The following is a 22,132-nucleotide window of genomic DNA, read 5'->3' as shown; positions in this document are numbered from 1 at the left end:
CGGCATATAAATATTTAAACGACACTGGCTTTTACTGTTATCTTAACTCCACAAAAGCCGGGTCTCTTAACGGGATACCGGTTTTTATTATTATTAAAAGTATGACAAAAAAGATCACATATAGCCTGATCCTAATGATAGCGGCCTGCGGTTTGCTCAATGCGGAGACCCGGTTGGTTTCGGCCGATGCATTCTCCGCCGTCATCGAATACACCATGGAACAGCCGGAGTTCAAGACCAATGCCGATGGTGAGCAGACCGTGTTTCTGCCCGGTTGCCAGGCGGCAGGGCAGCCCGGCGCGCCTGCAACCTTGGAGTCCTCGTTTAGCCTGGGTGTTCCGGAGGGAGTCCGGGTCAAGGTGCAGATATTGACGGTTGAATCGGAGGATATCCGCAATTTTCTCCTGGCACCGATCCCCGCACTGGTATCATCGGAGCAGCCCGGCTTGGGCTCATACAGGTATGCTAAGAATCCTTCACACTATGGCAAGGCGGGTATGCTGCCCGGGACAATTGCCAGCCTGGCATCGGTAGAAAGGCTGCGGCAGTATAATATCGCCGGAGTGAAGATGATTCCGGTCCAATACGACCCTTTAGCGGGCGTATTAAGGCTGAACAAAAGAATAACGGTCCAGGTCAGCTGGGATATCGCCGGGCGAGAGAACGATTCCCGGCCGGATCCGGCTTTTGCCCCGGTGTTCTCAAAACTGCTGGTCAATTACCCCCAGTGCCGCAATTGGAAGGTTTCTGAAAAAACCTCCAAAGCAAAAGCGGTCGACCCGTTTGACGGGCATTCCGTATGGTATAAATTGTCGGTGTTGCAGGAGGGCATCTACCGCCTGGATTATGATTATCTGCTGCGCAACGGAATTGATCCGGCGGTCATCGATCCCCGGACCATCAAGATCTTCTCCGGCGGCTCGGCGGCCCTTCCCAAGGACCGAAATATCGTGGTGCCGGATACCATGAAGCAGATAGCAATATGGATCAAGGGGCAGGAGGACGGCCGGTTCGACCAGGGCGATCATATAATATTCTACGGGCAGGATCTTTCCGGCTGGGATAAGAACTCAAAATTAACAACCCCGCAATTCTTTAATCCATACGCCGACACCAATTGTTACTGGCTGACCTGGGGCGGCGACAACGGCCGGCGGATGCCGGCCAGGAATTGTGAACCAAGCCCGGAAAACCTGCAGCCGTTACAGTCGTTCACCGATACCCTGCATTTTGAACAGGACAAGTTCAATCCCTTCAACTCGGGAGAATTCTACTATTGGGCGAATATGAGGAGGGCTTCCTCGGAAAGCTCTAAAAGATATAATTACGAGATCAATGTTCCTTATCCGGCCAACAGCCAGGCAAATGTTTATTTAACCGTTCATGCCGGGATCAATTCCAAACATAGGATTAAATGGGGTTTGAACGGCATTGCTGCAAAAGAACTGTTTTGGACTGGTGGTCCGGAGTTGCTGTCACAATATGAGATAACTGATAGCTTATTAGTTGCGAATCTATCAACCGCAAGCAACATCTTGAATGTGGAACTTATCAAGGAAAACGCCGACAGCATTGATGCGATCTATTTGAATTGGGTGGAAATCATATATTACCATAAATACCAAGCATACAAGGGGGCGTTGAAATTTAGAGCTGATTCAACGGGCCAAATTGTTAATCGATTCTACCTGACCGGGCTCAATTCCGACACCTGTCTTTTATTGGATATCTCAAACCCTGAAGCCCCTAACCATCTTTTGTCATCAAATACATATCCGGCCTATGTCCGGTTCGATGACGGTTGGAAAAGGGGCAACAGGTATTTTGCCGCCGCTCCTTCGGCTTGGTTTAAACCGGCCAGGATGGAGGCGTATAATCCAAACCGCTTAAGGGAATTGTGCGCCGACGTCAAATATCTGATGATCGTGGCCGACCAGCTTTGGGCCCAAGCTCAGGTCCTATTGGCTCATCATGTGGGAAACCCTGAGAAGCAGCCGGCCCGGGCGGTAAAACTATCCTGGATAAACAACGAATTCGGGTTCGGGGTAAACGACCCGGCGGCCATCCGTAATTTTCTTAAATATATTTATACGAATTCCGGCGGCACCAGCCCGGTCTGGTGTGTCCTTTTCGGAAATGGCAATTATGACTACCGGCACATTGATCGTTCTATAGCTAATACCAACCTTGTGCCGACCCACCAGGAGGATAGGTTGAATTTTGTCCTGGAAGAATATCAATTCCATTCTTATGATGACTGGTATGCCTATTTTACCACCGGCCTGTATCCCCAATTCTCCATCGCCCGCCTGCCGGCGGCCAATAGCGAGGAGGCTTGGTCGGTGGTTAACAAAACCATAAACTACGATTCGCCCAAAACCCTAGCATCCTGGAGGTCCCAGACGATATTGGTGGCTGATGATCTTACACCCGACGGCTCCACCCATATGAATGCTGCAGAGAATTTGTATTATAAAACACCTGGATGTTATATTGCCGAAAAGGTTTACGGTGTTCAGTACGACCTGGATAGCAACCATCACAAGCCGGGTGCCAGGTCAGACCTGATAAAATATTGGAACGGGGGAGCAGGGATCGTGAATTTCGTGGGGCATGGGGCCTGGTGGACCTGGGGCCATGAATGGTATTTCCGTGATACCGATGTGTCGTACCTGGCCAACGGCAGTAAATTACCCCTGGTAATAACTGCTTCCTGCGGCGTCTCCCGTTTTGACAATCCTTATTATAAGTGCATCAATTCCCTGGTGGTCACCAAAGCCTCCGGCGGGGCCATAGCCTCCTTTGGCAGCACCAGAGAGGGTTATGGGACAGCCAATAATAATCTGAACTATAATCTGTATAGCTCTTTGTTTGATTCTCTCCTGGATATGGGGCGGTCGGTGTGGGTCGCCAAGATAGCCAGCAACAATCCATCCAATAACCAGTGTTACACCCTGCTGGGCGACCCCGGAATAAAATTCAGCCAGCCCCAGAACCCAATTGATATCATCATAAGTTCCGACACCCTTTACAATCAGGGGCGTTACAATATAAGCGGAGTGGTGGAAGCTTCCAGTAATTTCTCGGGCAGGGTAATGCTGGAACTGAGGGATATCCCCCACTTAAATACTGATTTTAACTATCTGCTTCCCGGGAATATTATTTTTCGGGGGGAATTCCCGGTAGCCAATGACAGCTTTCAAATGATCGTCAATATACCCGACCAGCTCCATATCGGTCCGGTTTCGGGGGCCAAGGTCCGGGCCTATGCCTGGAATTCATCGGTGGATGCCGCCGGAGTTACCGCCGACACCATCTGGATCGGCGGGATAGATCCGGATCCCGATACCACTTATCAGGATACATCCGCTCCGAAGATAGCAGTATACGCCGGGGGGCTGGCCTTAAAGCAGGACGATTACCTGCCCAGCCAGTCCAAATTCCGGGTGGAGATATCAGACCGAAGCGGCATTAACATTGCCCCCGGCGTCTCCAAATACGGCGAGATAAAATTCACCATTATAAAAGATGGAAAACAACTGGTCTCCACCGATATCGCCAAGGATTTTATCTACAGCCTTTCCAACGACACCCTGACATCCGGCGCGGCGGATTATGCCTATAATTTTTCATCCAGCGGCAAGTATACCGTCAGGGTGGAAGCCTATGATACCAGACTGAGGAAAGGGCTGTGGGAAAATGCGGTCAATGTGGAGACCGATCTGAAGGTGTCCTCGATCTACAATTTCCCCAATCCATTAAAGGATGACACCTATTTCACCTTCATGCTTTCCCAGCCGGGCGATGTGGCCATCAGAATATTCACCGTGGCCGGGAACCTGATCCGGGAGATCCTAGCCAACAGCCTGAATGCCGGTTATAACCAGGTGTATTGGAACGGAAGGGATGACAAGGGAAGCATCCCGGCCAACGGGGTGTATCTCTATAAAGTAACCGCCCGGGATGACGGCCTGGAAAATTCCGGGTTCGGAAAATTAGTGATAATGCGTTAAATAGAATAAGATTAATTTTAGGGGAGTTCATTCAATGTTGTTTAAAAGACCATCCAGGATCATTATGCTGCTGGCCGTGATGCTCATCGCTTTGGCATCCGGCACGGCTTACGCCATATCCGAGGGCGGGGCCATCTTCCTTTTGATCCGTCCCGGGGCCAGGCCCAGCGGCATGGGCAGCGCCTTCGCCGCCATCTCCGATGATGCCACCGCTACCTATTTCAACCCGGCCGGGCTGGCATTTTTGATGCCGGATGTGGTCCAGTATTTCCAGGAGGACGATATCAAGGATTGGGCGGTTTTGGTGTCCAACCTGCAGGATAAGGATGCTTTCTATCTATTCCAGCAACAGGACCTGCTTGATCCCGCCTCCATCATCCTGAATGCCAGGCAATCGCCCATGCTGACTGTGGCGGATATTACGAATTGGAACAAGTTTCGCGAATTGCTGGTTGATTCCACCAGAGACAGCCGGGCATACCGGCTGATATCCGGGTGGCTGGACAGCACCGCCCGGGCCGCCATTCTCAAGTCCGACAGCATGATGACCCTGCAGGATAAATGGGCGATATTGCACAGCATCAACCGGAACCTGTCGGCGGGCTCCGCCATCTGCCGCCAGTCGGCATTGGACGGCATTGAAATACCGCCATCGGCCAAGACCCTTGTGCAATCCGGCAAATACGACCGGGACAGCAAAGAATTTACCGCCGGAGATTTTTTAAACCCTGAAGCCCTGGTACAGAAACTGGCGGCAGCCGATGATCCCCTGTCCAGATATCTGTGGGGCAGATTTGCTTCACGCAGCAGGACCGTTCTGAAAAGCGGTTTACCAGCTGATTCGGCGGCCACTGTTCTGGCTGTGGAATTTAGCAAAATAATCAAGGGGAGAATTTACCAATCTGCCAGATTAGCTAACGTAGTGTTATCTGATGCCCTGAAAGAAAAATCAGCGGCCAGCCTCAAAGGTGAAGCACTGGCTTTGTTCAATATGCAACTATTGGAGGCCGCCTGTCCCCGACAGATATCCCTGACGGTCGATTATCAGAAGATAGGGGAGCAGAACGGGCTGAAATTGAACCGGCTTTTATGGGAGGCTTATCTGCCTTCCTCGATCAAGCCCTACGATGACAGGGTCAAAAACGACTCGCTCTCTTTGTATTTCCTCGATAAGATGAACGAGCCGGGCTGGGAATCCTTGAAGAAATATCACGGCCAGGAGGCAATGACCCCGGAGGAGGAGACCGGCGTTCTTGAATTCCTGAACGCGGTCATCAACGGCTATGAAACCGGTGAAGCCGGTCAGAAGGATAATCTGCCGGCGCTCAAAGCAAAACGGACGGCCATGGAAAGCCTGTTCCCGTCTGATCTGGCCTCATACCAGAAAAAAATACAGGCCTCGTCCCAAATGCATATCAGAAGTCTGCTGGCTCCGGAATTCAGGGTCATTTGCGACAAATATCGGACCAACAAGGCTGTCAGCCGGGAGGACAAGGAATCGTTGTTGGGAGGGCTGAACCAGCTGCTGGCCAACCGGGCTTTATATAAAGCCGAATATTTTAAAAATGAAAACCTGGATCCGGCGGCCATCGGCTACATCCAGGAGGGGATCGAGTACCTGAGCATTGAAGATCTTACCGCATTGAACCGGAAGCTGCTGGAATCGGCCATGCCCGGTTCACTGAAAAGAATAATTGAGCCCACTCCGCATTACGCCACCATGATGCATTCCCCTTGGCTTTCCGAGATCTGGAGCGATGTGGGGGATATGTATTATGAGTTCATCGCCTATGCCCAGCCGGTAAAGGATTGGGGGGTTTTCGGCGGGAACGTGGTCTTTCTTTCGGAAGGGACCAACCAGCGGATAGATGAGAATGAACAGGTGCTGGGGACCTTCTCCAGCTATGAATTCTCGCCCACTCTTACCTATGCCAACAAAATATACAGCAACCTGGCCGGAGGCATCAACCTGAAGCTGATCTACTCGCATCTGGCACCCTTTGGGGCTCCGGGCGAGCAGGGAAAAGGGATCGCCACCACCTGGGCGGTGGACCTGGGCCTGCTTTATCGCGGGCCGTTTGAGGGCCTGGCCCTGGGCCTGAATGTCCAGAACATCGGCCCCAAACTTACCTATATCGATGCCCAGGAGGCCGATCCACTGTCCCGCAACGTCAGGGTTGGCACCGCTTACGATATCCTGGACGGCAAGTATTCCAAGATGACCGCTGCCTGGGATTTCACCAAGACCATCGTTGACCTTTCACCAGACCGCCCATGGAAGGAGGAGCTCCAGGATGTGGTCCACCACCTGGGAATGGAATACTGGTATCTGGGCCCGGCCAGCCTGGCCCTGCGGGCCGGATATGTGTTGGACGAAGTTGGGCACATCAAAGGCCCCACCTACGGTGCCGGGGTGGGATTCCGCAAGATACAATTTGACTTTGCCATGGAGCCGGGCGGCGATCTGCAGAATTTCAACAAAAAATTCTCGCTGTCGGCAGTATTTTAACAGACATTCAAACCTATGAATCGGGGGAGGCGTTTTGAGGTTATCATTTAATAATATGATCGGATTGGTGGCCATTACAGTATTGCTTGCTAGCAGATTGCACGGCGATGATCTGAAGAATTTGAAGGCGACCTGGAAAAGTTCCATGTCCATTGCCGAACAGATAAAACAGCAGCCCAAGGGCTACCGGGACGCCGTTTCCACCCGCAATATCCTGGGAGGGATCCGGGCCGCCAAGGTAAAAAAAGGCATCAAGGCAGCCACTCCCGACACCATCCGGGTGCTGGTGATCAAAGCCCAGTTCCAGCTGGATAGCGACATCAACACCACCGGCAACGGGCATTTTGACTATGCCGGCAACGGGGAGCCGATCTACACCAACAACGATCCGGCCCAGGGGCACAACCTGTATTACGAGCCGCCTCACGACAGCACCTATATCCATAACCAGATGCTGGCCATGCACAACTACTACTGGGCGGTCTCCTATGGAAAACTCTATATTGAGTTCGAGCAGTTTCCCAAGGGAGATACCGCCGACTATACCCTGCCGCACCAGATGTCTTTCTACAGCGACTTCTATAATAACTGGGACAACTGGGGAGCCGGACTGTATTTCCTATTCAGGGATGCCATAGCCGCGGCAGATAACGACCCGCTGAATATATCCTTCCGTGATTATCAATCATTTATGATCGTTCATGCCGGCTCCTGCTGGCAGACCGATCCTTGGGGGGCCGATATCCCCTCGGTGTTCATCTCTTTGGGCGACCAGCCGCTGATCGCCAATGCCGGGGCCGATACCATCTACGATGGGATCCTGGACGCCGCCACCCAGAGCCAGGACGGCATGGTGCTGGGCTCCCAGGGGGAGTTTGCCCACGAATTCGGCCACCAGCTGGGACTGCCCGACCTTTATGATTACACCTACGAGTCGGCCGGGCTGGGGGAGTGGGAGTTGATGTCCTGGGGCTCATTCAACATGAACGCCTATGTCCCGCCGCATCTTTCGGCCTGGTGCAAGGTATTTCTGGGCTGGGCCGAACCCATAGAGCTTAAGCCGGGGGACGACTTCGAACAGGTTTTCGCCTGGGTGGCCAAGGATCCCAAAGCCATCGTCAAGATCCCGATCAATTCCCACGAATATTATCTGATAGAGAACCGCCGGGCCTGGGCCAACCCCGACGATGCTGTAGATTTTTCCGATTCCCTGATCTACGGCTACGGTTCGGATCACAGTGCGGTGCGGACCTGGCGCAACGGGGTGCTGGTGAAGGTTGACGATTACGACATGTCGTTGCCCTTCGACCTGAACAAAGGGGGTCTTCTGGTTTATCATGTGGATGAAGACTTGATCCGACAGCGCTGGGATGATAACAGCCTGATGACCGGCAATGTCAAGGCCATCTATATGCTGGAGGCCGACCATATCCAGGATCTGCGGCACTGGGTCAGCTCGCCGTATTCCACCATCGCCAGCCCCTACGATGCCTATTTCAGGGGCAATAACGACCGGCTGGATGACGCCAGCAACCCAGCCACTCTGGCCAACGACGGCTCGTCCACCCATATCTCCATCTATAACATCTCACTTCCGGGGGATACCATGAAAGCCCGGGTGAAGGTGGGCTGGGCGGTGCCGGGCTTCCCGGCAGTGCTGGGGGATACGGTGGACTGGAACAGCGTTAATTATATAACAATGTATCCCGGCACCGATTCATCCTATAAAGCGGTGTTGGTTGCCGGTGTGTTGGGCAGATTGTATGCCTGGAAGGCTGACGGCTCCGGGTTGTTCAACCGGGATACGGTTTTGGTGCTGGCGGGCAACGACACGGTCCAGGTCCGGGCCGAGATCGCCCGGGTCAAGGACGGCAGTTATATATATTCCTCGCCGGCGGTGGCCGATATAAATCTGGACGGGGTGCAGGAGGTATTCATTACCTCGTCTTATTCCATGACCGAGGGGCAGATATCCGGGTTCAGCCTGATCCCCCAGCCGGACACGGTGCTTTCGGACAATGGAAACCCTTACGTTATCTACCACGCCACGCTAATGTCAGGATTTCCGGTCAATGTTACCGGGCCCATATATTCCTCAGTGACTCTGGGCGATGTCACCGGCGATGACACCATGGAGGTGATTGCGGCCGGCGAGGATATGAAATTGCATGTTTGGGACCATCAAGGGAATATTCTATCGGGCTTTCCCTATGATCTGAAAATGGAAACCCGCTCCACTCCGGCTTTGGCCGAATTGGATGCCTCGTCGCCGGGGAAGGAGATCATCGTTCTTTCCGGCGACAGCCGGGTGTTCGTTTTTAAAGGGAATGGAGAGTTGGTGGCGGGATTCCCGGCATTGCAACCCTGGGCCGATGTGGTCAGCTCCTCGCCGGCGGTAGGCGATATTGACCGGGACGGAAATCCGGAGATCGTATGCTGTACCAACAAGGGCATCTATGTGATAGATAAGGCCGGTAAGCTTTTGAAGGGCTGGCCGGTAAGCTATAGTGGGATCGCCCTGTCTTCTCCGGCCCTGGGCGATATTGACGGGGACGGATATCTGGAGATCGCCTTGGCGGTGGACAATAAACTTCACGTCTACAACTACAACGGCACCCTGGTGGAGGGATTCCCGGTGGTTGTTTCGGCATCGCAATTAGTGCAGTCCTCTCCGATAATGGCCGATGTGGACGGGGACCGCCTGCCGGAGATCGTGATCGGCTCCCCGGACAACTCGTTGATGGCCTTCAACAATGACGGCACCGATGCGGCCGGCTTCCCTTTGACCATCGGTGGCCGTACCTATTCCACACCGTTGGCGTTTGATCTGGACGGAGATACCACCGGCACCGAACTGGCCATCGGCTGCGATGACGGAAGGCTGTATGTCTGGAGCCTTCCGTCAGCTTTTTCCAGCAGGACCAGCCACTGGACCGGGTTCCATAACGACCAGGCCAACTCCGGATATTTGAATTGGGATCTTTCCCAGCATCCGCTGAAGAGTTCGGATAAACTGCTGGCCAATGCTTATGTGTATCCCAATCCGGCCCGGGGGAATTCCGCCAAAATACGATTCTCCTTGAACACTCAAGCCAACGTGAATATAAAAGTTTTCAACCTGGCCGGCGACCTGGTCCAGGATTTCAGCCAGCCGGGATTTGCCGGAACAGAGAACGAAATATTATGGCAGCTTGGCAACCTGGCCTTCGGGGTCTACTTGATCCGGCTGGAGGCTGTATCCACTAACGATACCCAATACCAGATATTGAAAGCGGCGGTGATAAGATGATTAAGTATTTTATCTATACATTTATGATGGCGGCATTTCTATCCGGCAGCCTGTTGGCGGTGGAAAGCGCGGTGGAAGAAAAGGGACCCAGCGCTGATAGCACTCACATCAATGTGGATGAGATCACGCCTTCAGCCGTATCCCTTCCGGTGGATTCTAACACCAAAACTGAAAAAATAAGAGTCCCGAAAAAATCCCTTAAAAAGGCTTTCTTCATGTCTCTGATCCTTCCGGGAGCCGGCGAGTATTACGCCGGGGCCAAGACCCAGGCCAAGGCTTTTCTGGGGGCCGAGGCCATGATCTGGTCATTCGCCGCCTTTTCCAAATTTCAGGGGGAGATGTGGAAGCGGGATTACCGCAATTTTGCCGCCCAGCAGGCCGGGGCCAACCCGGAACAGACCGAGGATATCTACTACCAGAATATCTACGAATACCCCAGCAGTTACTGGTACAACGAGGACATCTGGGCCGAGGCCCGGATGATCTACCCCGATGACCCCCAGGCTCAGGAGACCTATGTGACCGGACTGCTATACGGGTCCCCCGATGACTGGGCCTGGCAGACGCAAACTGATTGGTATCAATACCGGGGCTTGAGGGTCAAGAGCCAGGAATCTTTGCACCGGATAAGCTATTCTTACGGGGCGGCCATTTTAAACCACCTTCTTTCAGCGGTCAATGCCGCCCGATTGACCAAGCGATACAACAAGAACCGGCTGAAGAGGGCGGAGCTTGAGGAGAGCTGGCAGCTTAAGTTCCTAACCACCCGCAATTGCGATATCGGGGTGGCTCTGGGAAAAAGTTTTTAAATACAGTGATAAGCCGAAAAATCCTCCTGCCCTGTGGATGCAGCCTCGGAGGATTTTTCAATTATTGGGGATCGAATATAATGAAGTTTAAAAGGTATCTGCTGATTTCCAGCCTGGCGATCCTTTCCTGCACCGCCTACATTGACCCGCCAAGGCCCTCGATCAGGATGAATGAAAGATCGGTTGATATCGCATTGCGTTATCCCCTCCAGATCTTGTCGGAAGTTTCCTCTCTGGCCGCCGACCGTTCGGGCAATGCCTGTTATACCCAGGCTGCCGGCTGGGTTCTGGCCTCGGCCGGCTGGGACGGAACGGAGCTTTTTCGTACAGATCTGTCCCGGCCCAGGGATGTTCTTATAACCGGCGGAGCGGATTGTTATTGGCTGCTGAATAACCTGGATCGGAAAATAAAATGCTTCGACCGGAAAGGACAGCAGTTATCCGAAGCGGGCTTTTCCGGCATTTCGGCCTCGACCGGCGCCGCCACCATCACCGGTGACATTTATCTGCTGGACGGCATCAATGCCCAGGTCAAGGTGGTTGACCGCTCAGGATATGAACTGCGGAGCTTTCGCATCGAGATGTCCGGCGGGGGCGTGTTCCGTCCGGGCTCGATCACGATTGATGTCTCAAGGAACATTATGGCCCTGGCTGATTCGCGCAGCGGGATAATCATGTTCTATAATCTTTACGGCGCCAGGCACAGCTCAATACATATACCGGTTGGGAACCACCCTCAGGCGGTGGGCTTCGATTACCTGGGACGGCTGTGGATATGCCAGCCGGAACAGGGGATGGTCGGGGTGTATGTTTATGAAAGGGATCAGTGGGTCAAACAGATGGGGGTTCCCTTCCAGAAGCCATATGCCGTAGCCCTGAGCCCGTTCGGCAGCGGAGTTGTCGCCGAGGATGGAAATCTGGCCTTTGTCAAGTTCTAGGGGCTATGCGGACCAGCGTGGCCATAACAATTATTGCCCTGGGCCTATGGTTCGGTTATTCTGGAGCGGAGAGCATCTCCCCGATCCGGAAAAGCATTATGATCGCAGGCGACCCCGCTGTGAATGAATACCGGCTGGGGGCGCCCTTCGTTTTTCTCGGCAGCGACAGCGTCCTGCTGGGTGAGAGGCGCCTGTTGCGCAATCTGGATTACGCCATTGATTACAACCAGGGAACTATCTATCTGGCATTGCCCCTGGCCTGGGGGGATACTCTTACTATCTATTTTTCGGCCCTGCCTCTGCAGATACCGCCTCAGAGACAGTATCTGCAATTATTTCCCGATACTTTTAAACTGGTTTCTTTGCCGGCCTCGAGCCAGCAGGCCGGATCCGACAGCCTGAGCCAATGGCTGCAGGCCAGGGACGGACAACTGAGGTTCGGCGGCAGCAAATCCGTGGGAATAAGCCTGGGCAGCGGGAGGGACCTGTCACTGGACCAGTCCCTGAACGTCAGGGTCAACGGACGCCTGGGGGAGAACCTGGAGGTCAACGCCATGCTGTCCGACCAGGGAATGCCGGTCAGCGGCAGCACCCAGGAACTGAGCCAGATAGATAAGATATTCATCCGGGCCAACTCCTCCAACTGGTCGGCAGTGGTGGGGGATTACGACCTGTCATATCACCGCCAGGAACTGCTTAATGTCCAGCGCCAGTTGCAGGGGCTGGATGCGGCCTTCTCCTACCGGTCAAACTCCCTGGGATTTTCGGTGTCCAGCGCCAAAGGGAAGCCGGGATATGTCCGCTTCTCTGGCCGGGACGGGGTTCAGGGGCCCTACCAGCTTACCGTTCCGGAAGGGGCCAATGCTTTCCGGGTGCTGGCCAACAGCGACCGGATTTGGCTGGACGGGACGCTGCTGCAACGGGGGAGTGACCGCGACTATACCATAGACTATGATAAGGGCCAGATATTGTTCACCCCGCGCCGGATGATCACCGACGATTCCAGGATCACCGCCGAGTTCGAATATTCACTGGAGAGCTTTTCCCGGAACCTGTATTTTGTCAGCAACGACCTGTATGCCGGAAAGAACCTGCTGATAAGCAGCGCCTATTACCAGGAATCCGATGATCCCAAACAGCCGTCAGCCGGGGAGATGAACGATGTATGGAGATCGGTGCTGGAAGAGGCCGGGGACGACACCACAAAACTTTGGGGCGACGGAGGGTCTCTGGCCGACAGCGGCAACGGCGACTACGATAAACCGGACTCCGTCTACTTATATGCCGGAAGGGGTTTGGGCCGATATGCCGTATCCTTTACCTGGATGGGCTCGGGGAAAGGTGATTACGTTTATGACAGTGTCTTGGGGGCTTTTGTATATGCCGGTGCGGGGAAAGGAGAATACGCGGCCCTGAAAAGATATCCCCGTCCGGAAGAATTCCGGTCGCTGGGCCTGCAGTTAAAAACCCTTTGGGGAGGCGGCCGGCTGGCTGTCAACGGGGCCAGGACCTGGAAGGATCTGAACACCCTGTCATCGCTGGATGACGGCGATAATGCCGGCGACGGCGGCAAGTATGATCTGCTCTGGCGCCGGGACACCCTGGACTGGGGCGGCTTCGAAGTGTCCGGCCGGGGCATATCGTATGGCAGCGATTTCCGTTCGGAGCTGGGCCTTGCCGAGGGCGATTTCGAGAGCCGCTGGGGGCTGGGGGGCTGGACCGGCCTCAAAAGGCATGATCCCATGGAGGGGCAGCGTTCCCAGGAATATAAGGCCGGCTACTGGCCGGCCGGATATCTTAAGGTCGGCGGAGGCTGGGGGCGGCTCAATCTCAGGGATGGGTTGTGGCTGCGCAAGTACCAGGGGTCCTCCAGCTTCAAGCCTTGGCCGGCCCTGACCGTCTCCTACAATTACCGTAAGACCCTGCTGGGCCGGGCCTGGATCGACAGCCTGCTGTCTTCGGCCGGACGGCAGGAACACCGGACAGAGGCGGAAATATCCCAAGGTAAAGTTACCTATCAGGCCGGGGCCAGCAATACTCTGGATGATAATTATTATCACAGCGGGGCCTCTTCGGGAGGCCGGATAATGGAGGGTTTTCTGGGATTTGCCTGCCGCCCCAACAAACTTAACTGGGGCAGCCGCTATTCCCGGCGCGAGGACCTGTTGCGCGACAGCCTGGAGCAGATATGGCAGGGAGCCAGCCATACCGACCAGGTCAGTAGTTTTATGAAGTACGATGCCGGGGGATCGCTGGCCTTGAGCCTGGACCACACCTATCGCAGCAAGGCCATCCGGCCCAATTCCTCAGGGCAGGATCAGAAAAGCAATCTGGGGCTGCTGAGGGTGGACTACTCCGCCTGGCAGCAATCCCTCCGAACCGGATTGGATTACAGCCTCAATGCCACCGAGGCTCGTCTCTTAAAGGAAGTGTATGTCAAGGTGCCGGACAGGGCCGGGGATTACAGCTACGACTCGCTTTCCGGGGCCTACTATCCCGACACCGCCGGCAACTACCTTAAGCAGATACTGGAGGAGGGGCCGTCCAGCCGGGCCAGCGAGATCTCGGCCAGAAGCTATCTGCAGTTCAACCCGGGACAGTATTTTTCTCCGGCCTGGTGGACCGGCTTCCGGCTGGATCTGGCGGCTCTTTCGGCAATAAAATCCCTGAGAAAATTAAACCCCGCCCTGCTGGCCACCCTGCCCTCGCTGGAAAGCCATCCCCAGGATATTTCCGGATCGATGGATCTTTCGGGGGATGTCGGCTATTATGCCGGGGGCGGCTGGAACGCCAGGCTGCTGTACCGCTGGCGCCGGGATCGCGACAACCAGACCCTGTCCACCGCCACGGTGCGCCGTAGCAACGAGCGAAAAGCCGAGCTAGGGTATCCTCTGGATGCCAGGACCAGGCTGTCGTTATATTTGTCATCGAACATATCGGAAACCTACAACGACCTGATCGGCCTGGAAAGCAGCGCCCGGCCTGATGTTCTGGGAACTGATATATTATATAGCCTAAGCCGGCAGCTTGATCTGAACGCCAAGCTGGAGGCCGGAAGGGAGAGGATCCAGCGATATAACCTGCCGGTGCCGGTCACGAATTTTCAGCACTGGTCCTTGTCCCCCGGCCTGTCCCGGAAGCTGTCTCTCTCCGGACAGCTTAAGGCTGAGGCTGGGGTGATCCACCGGAAAGCCGATCAGCCTTTGGAGAACATTCCCCTGGAGTTCCGCTACACCCGCCCCCTGGATTGGACCAAGACCTGGCGGGCAACATACGATTACCGCATAAACAACTATTTCACCATATCGTCTTCTTATGACGGACGGAAAGAGGACGGTAAAAAGACCGCTCACAACGGAAGGATGGAGGTAAGGGCATATTTTTAAAAAGAGAACACACATCCTGACGGCGGCCATCCTGCTGGCTTTAGTTTCGGCGGCTCAGCCGGCTAAGGTCGGTCGAATGGATTATGACGGGCAGTCTCCGTTCAGCACAAAGCAGATGAATGCCATCATCGGTTTCCGGCCGGAAACAGGCCTGTCTTCGGAAGGCCTGCCGGCGGGGCTGAATAGGCTGCTGGGAGAATTGAACAGGGCCGGATGTTTTCTGGCTGAACTGGAACTGGAGTATTCGCCCGACAGCACCGAGGCCAAAGTGAAAATAACCAACGGCATCATTCCCAGCGCTGGAAATATAATAATCACCGGCAACAACTATCTGGGCCAAAGTTATCTGGCGGGCCTGCTTTCTGCCCGGCCAAAGGGAACGCTTTCGGAAGGCAAGATACTGCGTGACATAGCGGCGCTGTCGCTGGTTTACGCCGACAACGGATTCCCCCATGCCAGAATAGCGGTCGGTGACTTCTCCCTGTCCGGCAGCCGGCTGGATTACAGCTACCAGATCGAAGAAGGCCCCAGGGTAAACATAGACCAAATCAGGTTTGCCGGCAATGTTCAGACCAAAGATCAGGCTCTGCTGAGATTATCGGGCCTGGCTCCGGGAGTGGCATTCAACCGAAGGAATATTGAAAAAGGACGGGCCAGGCTCATCAAGAGCGGGCTTTTCCGGTCGGTTTCCGAACCGATGCTGACCGCCGGAGATCGGGCGGGATCCGAGAATCTGCTGATCGCTGTGGAGGAGGGACGGTACAATAATATCTTCGGAGCCGTGGGATATAACCGCGATGAGACCCGGCAGAACGGCTGGCTGACCGGCAGCATCGATATGGCCTTTTCCAATCTGGGCGGGGCCGGGCGCCGGGCCAGGATCAGCTGGCAGCGTCTGCGCCAGGAGAACAGCCGGCTGTCGGCCGAGTTCTCCACCCCCTGGATATTTTCCCTGAACATGGGCCTTACCGCCGCGGTGAGCCACCGCATTGAGGATTCCACCTATACCCAAAGCTCGGGCAGAATGATGGCGGACCTTCCGGCCGGGGAGCATTTCACCGCCGGGGTGGGGGCCGAGGCGGTGCGGGTGGTGCCGGGGTCGGCCCAGCTTATCAAGCGGAACATCAAATACAATTCGCTGTGGTCCCTGGAGGCCGATTACCGGGACGGATCACTCAGCCCCAGAGGCTTCTTATCAAAATTAGAGATCGAATACGGCCGCAAAAGATATTACGACCCCTCGGTTCAATTGACCGTCTCACGGGTCAAGCTGGATGCCGGTCAGGTTCAGGGAATATTCAGCGGGCAGTCGATATCGCTGGCAGGGCATTTTAGGGCGGTCATCTCCAGCGAGCAGCCGGTGCCGCGTTCCGACCAGTTCTCCATGGGCGGGGCCGCTTCCCTGCGGGGCTACTGGGAGGAGCAGTTCATCGCCAATCAGCTGGCCTGGGGCAACCTGGAATACCGCTATTCGCCGGACCGCCGCTTGGAGCTTTTTCCGTTCTACGATCTGGGCTATTACTATGATCCCGAAAGGTCTCAGCGTGGCTACCGCTCCGGATACGGGGCCGGCTTCCGGATGGACACCGCCCTGGGCTGGATCAGCCTGGTCTACGGCCTGGGCCGGGGGGACGGTTGGGGACAGGGGAAAGTCCATATCAGTCTGGACAGCGATTTCTAGGCGGTTGACAAATCCGGGCATTTTAAGTATAATAAAACCCGATGTCAGATCAACAGTTGCTTTCGTTCATTATCAGGAACGAAGGTTTTTTAATTAATACAGGAGCGCTAAAATGAAGCTGTTCATAGATACCGCCAATGTATCCGAGATCAAAGAGGCCGCCAGCTGGGGGATCATCGACGGGGTGACCACCAACCCCAGCCTGATCGCCAAGGAGGGGCGCGATTTCGCCCAGGTGGTAAAGGAGATCTGCGCCATAGTGGACGGGCCTGTTTCGGCCGAGGTCTTAAGCCCCGATGCACCCGGCATGCTGAAGGAGGCCGAGCCGCTGATCAAGATCCACCCCAATGTGGCCGTCAAGATACCGATGACCCTGGAGGGGCTCAAGGCGGTCAAAGAGCTGTCGAAAAAAGGCATCAAGACCCATATCACCCTGGTGTTCTCGGCCAACCAGGCCCTGCTGGCGGCCAAGGCCGGGGCCACCTTCATCAGCCCGTTCGTGGGCCGGCTGGATGATGTCTCGGAGTATGGCATGGGGCTGATCGAGGAGATCGTCCATATCTATGACAATTATGATTTGCCTGCCCAGGTGCTGGCGGCCAGCATCCGGACGCCTCTCCATGTGCTGGACTGCGCCAAGATAGGGGCCCATATCGCTACGGTGCCCTTCAACGTGCTGAAGATGCTGGCCCAGCATCCCCTGACCGACATCGGGATCAAGAAATTCAACGACGACTGGGCCAAGGTGAAGAAATAAAAGATGACCCTCGCGCAGTTAAAAAAGATCGCCCGACAGATACGCCGGGATATAATCGAGATGACCTATAAAGCGGGCTCCGGACATCCCGGCGGTTCGCTTTCATCGGCCGATATCATGGCGGTCCTGTATTTCGACATCATGAAGCACGATCCCAAGAACCCCAAATGGGAACAGAGGGATAGGTTCTTTTTATCCAAGGGCCATGCCTGTCCGGTGCTGTATGCCGCCCTGGCAGAATCGGGATACTTTCCTAAGAAACATCTGGCCACCTTCCGGCATCTTGGTTCTCTCTTGCAGGGGCATCCCCACAGTTTGAAGACTCCGGGAATAGAGATGTCCAGCGGCTCGCTGGGGCAGGGACTGTCCATTGCCGCCGGAACGGCGCTGGGGTTGAAGATGGACGGCAATAAAGCCAGAGTCTTCTGCTTGATGGGTGACGGCGAACTGCAGGAGGGCCAGATATGGGAGGCCGCCATGGCCGCCGGGCATTTCAAACTGAACAATCTTATCGGCATAGTGGACTACAACAATCTGCAGATAGACGGTCCGGTGGAGAAGGTGATGGGCCTGGCGCCACTGGCCGATAAGTGGCGGGCCTTCCGCTGGAACGTCATCGAGGTTAATGGGCATGATATTGCACGGATCAAAAAGGCTTTTATCAAAGCCGGGCAGTCAAAGATAAAGCCCACCGTCATCATAGCCCGGACGGTCAAGGGTAAGGGAGTTTCTTTTATGGAAAACCAGGCCGGCTGGCACGGCAGGGCCCCGAATAGGGAAGAATACGCGAAGGCAATGAAAGAATTAAATAGTTTAACATTTTAAACTTATTGAACCTGTTAAACCTATAATGCCAAATCAGGAAAACATGGAAACATTAAAAGCCATAATGACTCGGCGCAGCATCCGTAGTTATACCACCAAGCAAGTTTCTTCGGCACAGGTCAAAAAACTGTTGGAAGCGGCTATGAATGCGCCCTCGGCCTGCAACCAGCAGGCCTGGCAGTTCATTGTGGTGTCGGATCGCGAAATACTGACTGCCATCACCAAGATCCATCCTTATGCCCAGATGCTGAAGGAAGCCTCCTGCGCCATCGTGGTCTGCGGGGATCTTAGGGCTGAAATCAGCAAGGATTACTGGGTGCAGGACTGCTCGGCGGCCACCCAAAACATTCTGCTGACGGCCCATGCCCTGGGCTTGGGCGCGGTCTGGTGTGGTGTGTATCCCCGGCTGGAAAGGGTAAAGGGATTTCAGAAATATCTAGGCATACCTAAAAGCGTTATTCCAATGGCGCTGATTTCGATTGGTTATCCCAAAACAAAAGTTAAGCCGATAAAACGCTATTCCGCCAAAAAAGTACATCATGACAAATGGTGACTTTTTCTTGTCACCCTGAGGACACATCATTGCCAGCCAAGCCGAACGGGTGAGTAATGTCATCCTACGCCCAGCCACGTTTGTGAGTATTCTCAGGATGACATAAAGAATAATAAACGTTTGATCAATAATACAATGCACTACCGCAAATTCGGAAAAGATGACTTTCATGTATCCATATTAGGCTTTGGCGCCATGCGCCTGCCGCTTAAGAGCGCCGATCCAGGAGATATCGATCTGCCCCAGGCCATAGAAATGATCCGCCTGGCGGTGGACAACGGCGTCAACTATATTGACACCGCCTACGGCTATCATAACGGGAAAAGCGAAACGACGGTGGGACAGGCCCTCAGGGACGGATACCGGGAGAAGGTACGGCTGGCCACCAAACTGCCCTATTGGGCGGTCAATTCAGTCGAAGATATGGACCGGATATTTGCCGAGCAGCTGGCCCGATTGGAAACAGGGAGGATAGACTATTATCTGCTTCACGCCCTCAGCAAAACCCCCTGGGAGAAGCTAAAGGGTTTCAACGTGCTGGAATGGGCCCAAAGAAAGTTGGAGGCCGGGCAGATCGGCTCCCTGGGCTTTTCCTTTCACGACGGGCCGGAGGTCTTTAAACAGATAATAGACGAACATAAGTGGGATTTCTGCCAGATCCAGTATAATTATATGGATACCGAAAACCAGGCCGGCACGGCTGGCCTGCAGTATGCTGCCGCAAAGAACATCCCGGTGATAGTGATGGAGCCGCTTCGGGGAGGTTCTTTGGCCGATCCGCCGGAGAATATACGTCAGATCTTCCAGCGATCTGGCATAACCCGCAGTCCGGCCGAATGGGGTCTTTTATGGACCTGGAGCCAGCCGGGGGTTTCCCTGGTGCTAAGCGGGATGAGCACTCTGGAGCAGGTCCGGGATAATCTGCGGATCGCCGAGAACTCCGGTTCTCAAAAGCTGTCCGAGATCGAGTTGAAGGTCATCGCAGAGGTGAAAAAGGCCTATCTCAATTCCAAGGCCATAGACTGCACCCAGTGCGGATACTGCATGCCGTGTTTCTATGGGGTCAATATCCCGGCGAATTTTGCCATGTACAACGAGGCCGAACGTTATAACAATTACAACGGCCCGAAATGGCAGTATGCCAACCGGCTGAAGGAGGGGGAGAGGGCGGCAGCCTGCACCGGGTGCCGGAGATGTCAGCCCAAATGCCCCCAAAAATTGGAGATCCCGGATCTGTTAGAAAAGGTTCACCAGGCCTTAAAATCGCAATAAAGCACAGTGATTAATAAATTGAAATATAAATATTTAGTGGCTATTGTTAATGTTTTGCTTGTTTTGGGTTGCAGCTCAAGTAAAACTCCAACCGAACCGTACTCCATGCTTCTTGACGGCTCAAAATATGTCTGGGAGCCAGGGCCGGAGGCCGGTTTCATCATCGAGGGATATGGTGACCTGGGGCCGCGGCCTAAGGCTATAAATATTGTATTTCCCCTGAGGAAAAGTTCGACTTTTCCTCTACCCGGGCTCGGGCTGGAGTTAAACATTGAAAGTATCGTTGTCGGGGCAGAAATAGAGTTTGGTGACAGCCTGAATTCCGGACATTCCAGTGTTTCTTTTAGGCCTCCCTATCGCCCTACCACAAAGGAGGGACTGGTCCTGGCTTATGAATCCAGGGAGCCGGGCGGCTATGCCAAGATCGTGATAGATGAAATGGATGCCCGTTACCGCGGGCTGGTAAAAGGCAGGTTGGTCTATGCTAAACTGCCGGGATATTATTATGACATCAATTCCGGCGATATCAAATCGGCTCAAAAGCCCACGGTGATTGAGTTTTTTAACTGGCCGTTCGCGGTCATACTGGATAAACATCCGCAAAGATGAATATGAAGAATTTTCATTTGGCAAAGATAACGGAACTTGATTCAATGGAACAGCAGCCTACCCGTTTCGGCTATGCCGACGCCCTGCTGGAACTGGGAGCCAGGGATAAAAGGGTGGTGGTGCTGGATGCCGACCTGGCCAAGTCCACCCTGACCAGCCGGTTTGCCGAGAAATACCCCAAAAGGTTCTTCGATATCGGCATCGCCGAGCAGAACATGTTGGGGATCGCCGGGGGCCTTTCTCTGACCGGCAAGATCCCCTTCGTCACCACCTACGGGGTATTTCTGGCCGGCCGGGCATGGGACCAGATACGGACCTCCATTTGCTATGCTGATCTGAATGTCAAGCTGGCCGGGGCCCATGGCGGGCTTTCGGTAGGCCCGGACGGGGCCACCCACCAGGCGCTGGAGGAGATATCCATCATGCGGGTCCTTCCCAACATGAAGGTGATCATCCCCTGCGATACCCATCAGGCCTGGCTGGCCACCTTGGAAGCTGCGAAGATCTCCGGGCCGGTCTATATTCGCTTGGGACGGGAGCCGATACCGGTGATCACCACCCTGAAAACCCCGTTCAAATTCGGCAAAGCCCAGATCATGCGGCAGGGCAGGGATGTCACTATCGTCGCCTGCGGATTGATGGTATATCTGTCATTGCTGGCGGCGCAGAAGTTGGCTAAAGAAGGCATCTCCTGCGAAGTGATCAACCTGCATACCATCAAGCCGATAGACAGAAAGGCGCTGATAGCGTCTGCTAAAAAGACCGAGGCGGTGGTCACGGCCGAGGAGCACCAGCTGGCCGGGGGAATGGGAAGCGCGGTGGCCGAGGCGCTGGCGCTGGAGTTCCCGGTACCTGTGGAAATGGTGGGGGTGAAGGATACTTTCGGCGAATCCGGCCAGCCCTGGGAGCTGATGAAGAAGTATCATTTGATGGATGCGGATATTTACAATAGTGTACTTAAAGTTGTAAAACGTAAAAGAAGGGATATAAAATGAAGCGGTTCGTTTTTGTAGCATTGATATTGCTGCATTGTGTAATAACCACAGCAAGTGGGAAAGAAATGATGAAAGATGAATTTTCTATAACAGTGCCTGATGACTGGGTGCAAATTCCCGTATATATGATAGAGGAACATGAAAATCTAGTTGCGATCAATACACCAAATGCTAAAAAACAGCATTATGATTATGGTTTTCAGCCTGATTCAAATAAAAGAATTGCCACACCATATATTTTATTGCAAATAAACTATGGCGGAAGAATGCCTAAAAAAGAAATAATAGGATATAGCGATTTTTCACTTCAAGAAAGTATGGATAAAGAGAACTTTGGCCCGTCACTTACTAAATTAAAAGTCGACAAACTGACATACGATAAAACAACCAATAGGATTTGGATGCGAATGGAAAGTGTAGTTAATGGCAGGGATTATACAAGCTTATCTGGTATAATCCCTACTGAGAATGGTTATATATTGGCTGCAGGTAACAC

At 54.0% G+C, this 22,132-nt stretch carries 14 protein-coding genes; all 14 read left to right on the top strand.

Annotation, left to right across the window (positions count from 1 at the left end):
- Positions 1-101: 101 nt before the first annotated feature.
- Positions 102-4,013 (top strand): type IX secretion system sortase PorU, encoded by a 3,912-nt coding sequence (gene porU, locus KJ869_04940; GenBank protein MBU1576538.1) that lies wholly within the window; start codon positions 102-104, stop codon positions 4,011-4,013.
- A gap of 34 nt (positions 4,014-4,047) precedes the next feature.
- Entirely contained in the window at positions 4,048-6,522 is a 2,475-nt protein-coding gene (locus KJ869_04935; GenBank protein MBU1576537.1) for a PorV/PorQ family protein, read from the top strand.
- Positions 6,523-6,556: 34 nt separating this feature from the next.
- Positions 6,557-9,811, top strand: coding sequence for an immune inhibitor A (locus KJ869_04930; protein MBU1576536.1), 3,255 nt, complete (start codon positions 6,557-6,559; stop codon positions 9,809-9,811).
- Positions 9,808-10,620, top strand: coding sequence for a hypothetical protein (locus tag KJ869_04925; protein MBU1576535.1), 813 nt, complete (start codon positions 9,808-9,810; stop codon positions 10,618-10,620). Before KJ869_04930 ends, KJ869_04925 begins: the two co-directional genes overlap by 4 nt.
- Before the next feature lie 80 nt (positions 10,621-10,700).
- Positions 10,701-11,558, top strand: a complete 858-nt coding sequence (locus KJ869_04920) for a hypothetical protein (protein ID MBU1576534.1) — start codon at positions 10,701-10,703, stop codon at positions 11,556-11,558.
- A 17-nt stretch (positions 11,559-11,575) separates the two neighbouring features.
- Positions 11,576-14,944 carry a hypothetical protein gene (locus KJ869_04915; GenBank protein ID MBU1576533.1) on the top strand — a complete coding sequence of 1,123 codons (3,369 nt, stop codon included), beginning with the start codon at positions 11,576-11,578 and terminating at the stop codon, positions 14,942-14,944.
- 76 nt (positions 14,945-15,020) lie between these two features.
- Positions 15,021-16,625: a BamA/TamA family outer membrane protein gene (locus KJ869_04910; GenBank protein ID MBU1576532.1), complete on the top strand. Its 1,605-nt coding sequence runs from the start codon at positions 15,021-15,023 to the stop codon at positions 16,623-16,625.
- A 112-nt stretch (positions 16,626-16,737) separates the two neighbouring features.
- Positions 16,738-17,382, top strand: a complete 645-nt coding sequence (fsa, locus tag KJ869_04905; protein ID MBU1576531.1) for a fructose-6-phosphate aldolase — start codon at positions 16,738-16,740, stop codon at positions 17,380-17,382.
- 3 nt (positions 17,383-17,385) lie between these two features.
- Positions 17,386-18,207 (top strand): transketolase, encoded by an 822-nt coding sequence (locus tag KJ869_04900; protein ID MBU1576530.1) that lies wholly within the window; start codon positions 17,386-17,388, stop codon positions 18,205-18,207.
- Between the two features lie 43 nt (positions 18,208-18,250).
- A complete protein-coding gene (locus KJ869_04895; GenBank protein MBU1576529.1) occupies positions 18,251-18,760 on the top strand; it encodes a nitroreductase family protein in 510 nt (169 codons plus the stop codon).
- Positions 18,761-18,895: 135 nt separating this feature from the next.
- A complete protein-coding gene (locus tag KJ869_04890; GenBank protein ID MBU1576528.1) occupies positions 18,896-20,032 on the top strand; it encodes an aldo/keto reductase in 1,137 nt (378 codons plus the stop codon).
- A 105-nt stretch (positions 20,033-20,137) separates the two neighbouring features.
- A complete protein-coding gene (locus tag KJ869_04885; GenBank protein ID MBU1576527.1) occupies positions 20,138-20,641 on the top strand; it encodes a hypothetical protein in 504 nt (167 codons plus the stop codon).
- Positions 20,642-20,685: 44 nt separating this feature from the next.
- On the top strand, positions 20,686-21,636 hold the full coding sequence (locus KJ869_04880) for a transketolase family protein (protein ID MBU1576526.1): 951 nt from the start codon (positions 20,686-20,688) through the stop codon (positions 21,634-21,636).
- Positions 21,633-22,132, top strand: a 500-nt coding sequence (locus KJ869_04875) for a hypothetical protein (GenBank protein ID MBU1576525.1), incomplete at its 3' end; no start/stop codon positions are given. The genes KJ869_04880 and KJ869_04875, both read left to right, overlap by 4 nt.

Source organism: Candidatus Edwardsbacteria bacterium, assembly GCA_018821925.1.
Taxonomy (GTDB): domain Bacteria; phylum Edwardsbacteria; class AC1; order AC1; family EtOH8; genus UBA2226.
The sequence above is the reverse complement of the archived record's forward strand: the minus strand, read 5'-3'. Positions and strand labels throughout refer to the sequence as shown.

Excerpts from the sequence above, each read along its gene's own strand:
- KJ869_04910 (MBU1576532.1), top strand. The coding sequence starts at position 15,021 with ATGGATTATGACGGGCAGTCTCCGTTCAGCACAAAGCAGATGAATGCC.
- KJ869_04925 (MBU1576535.1), top strand. The coding sequence starts at position 9,808 with ATGATTAAGTATTTTATCTATACATTTATGATGGCGGCATTTCTATCC.
- KJ869_04895 (MBU1576529.1), top strand. The coding sequence starts at position 18,251 with ATGGAAACATTAAAAGCCATAATGACTCGGCGCAGCATCCGTAGTTAT.
- KJ869_04885 (MBU1576527.1), top strand. The coding sequence starts at position 20,138 with ATGCTTCTTGACGGCTCAAAATATGTCTGGGAGCCAGGGCCGGAGGCC.
- KJ869_04890 (MBU1576528.1), top strand. The coding sequence starts at position 18,896 with ATGCACTACCGCAAATTCGGAAAAGATGACTTTCATGTATCCATATTA.
- fsa (MBU1576531.1), top strand. The coding sequence starts at position 16,738 with ATGAAGCTGTTCATAGATACCGCCAATGTATCCGAGATCAAAGAGGCC.
- porU (MBU1576538.1), top strand. The coding sequence starts at position 102 with ATGACAAAAAAGATCACATATAGCCTGATCCTAATGATAGCGGCCTGC.
- KJ869_04880 (MBU1576526.1), top strand. The coding sequence starts at position 20,686 with ATGGAACAGCAGCCTACCCGTTTCGGCTATGCCGACGCCCTGCTGGAA.
- KJ869_04920 (MBU1576534.1), top strand. The coding sequence starts at position 10,701 with ATGAAGTTTAAAAGGTATCTGCTGATTTCCAGCCTGGCGATCCTTTCC.
- KJ869_04935 (MBU1576537.1), top strand. The coding sequence starts at position 4,048 with ATGTTGTTTAAAAGACCATCCAGGATCATTATGCTGCTGGCCGTGATG.
- KJ869_04900 (MBU1576530.1), top strand. The coding sequence starts at position 17,386 with ATGACCCTCGCGCAGTTAAAAAAGATCGCCCGACAGATACGCCGGGAT.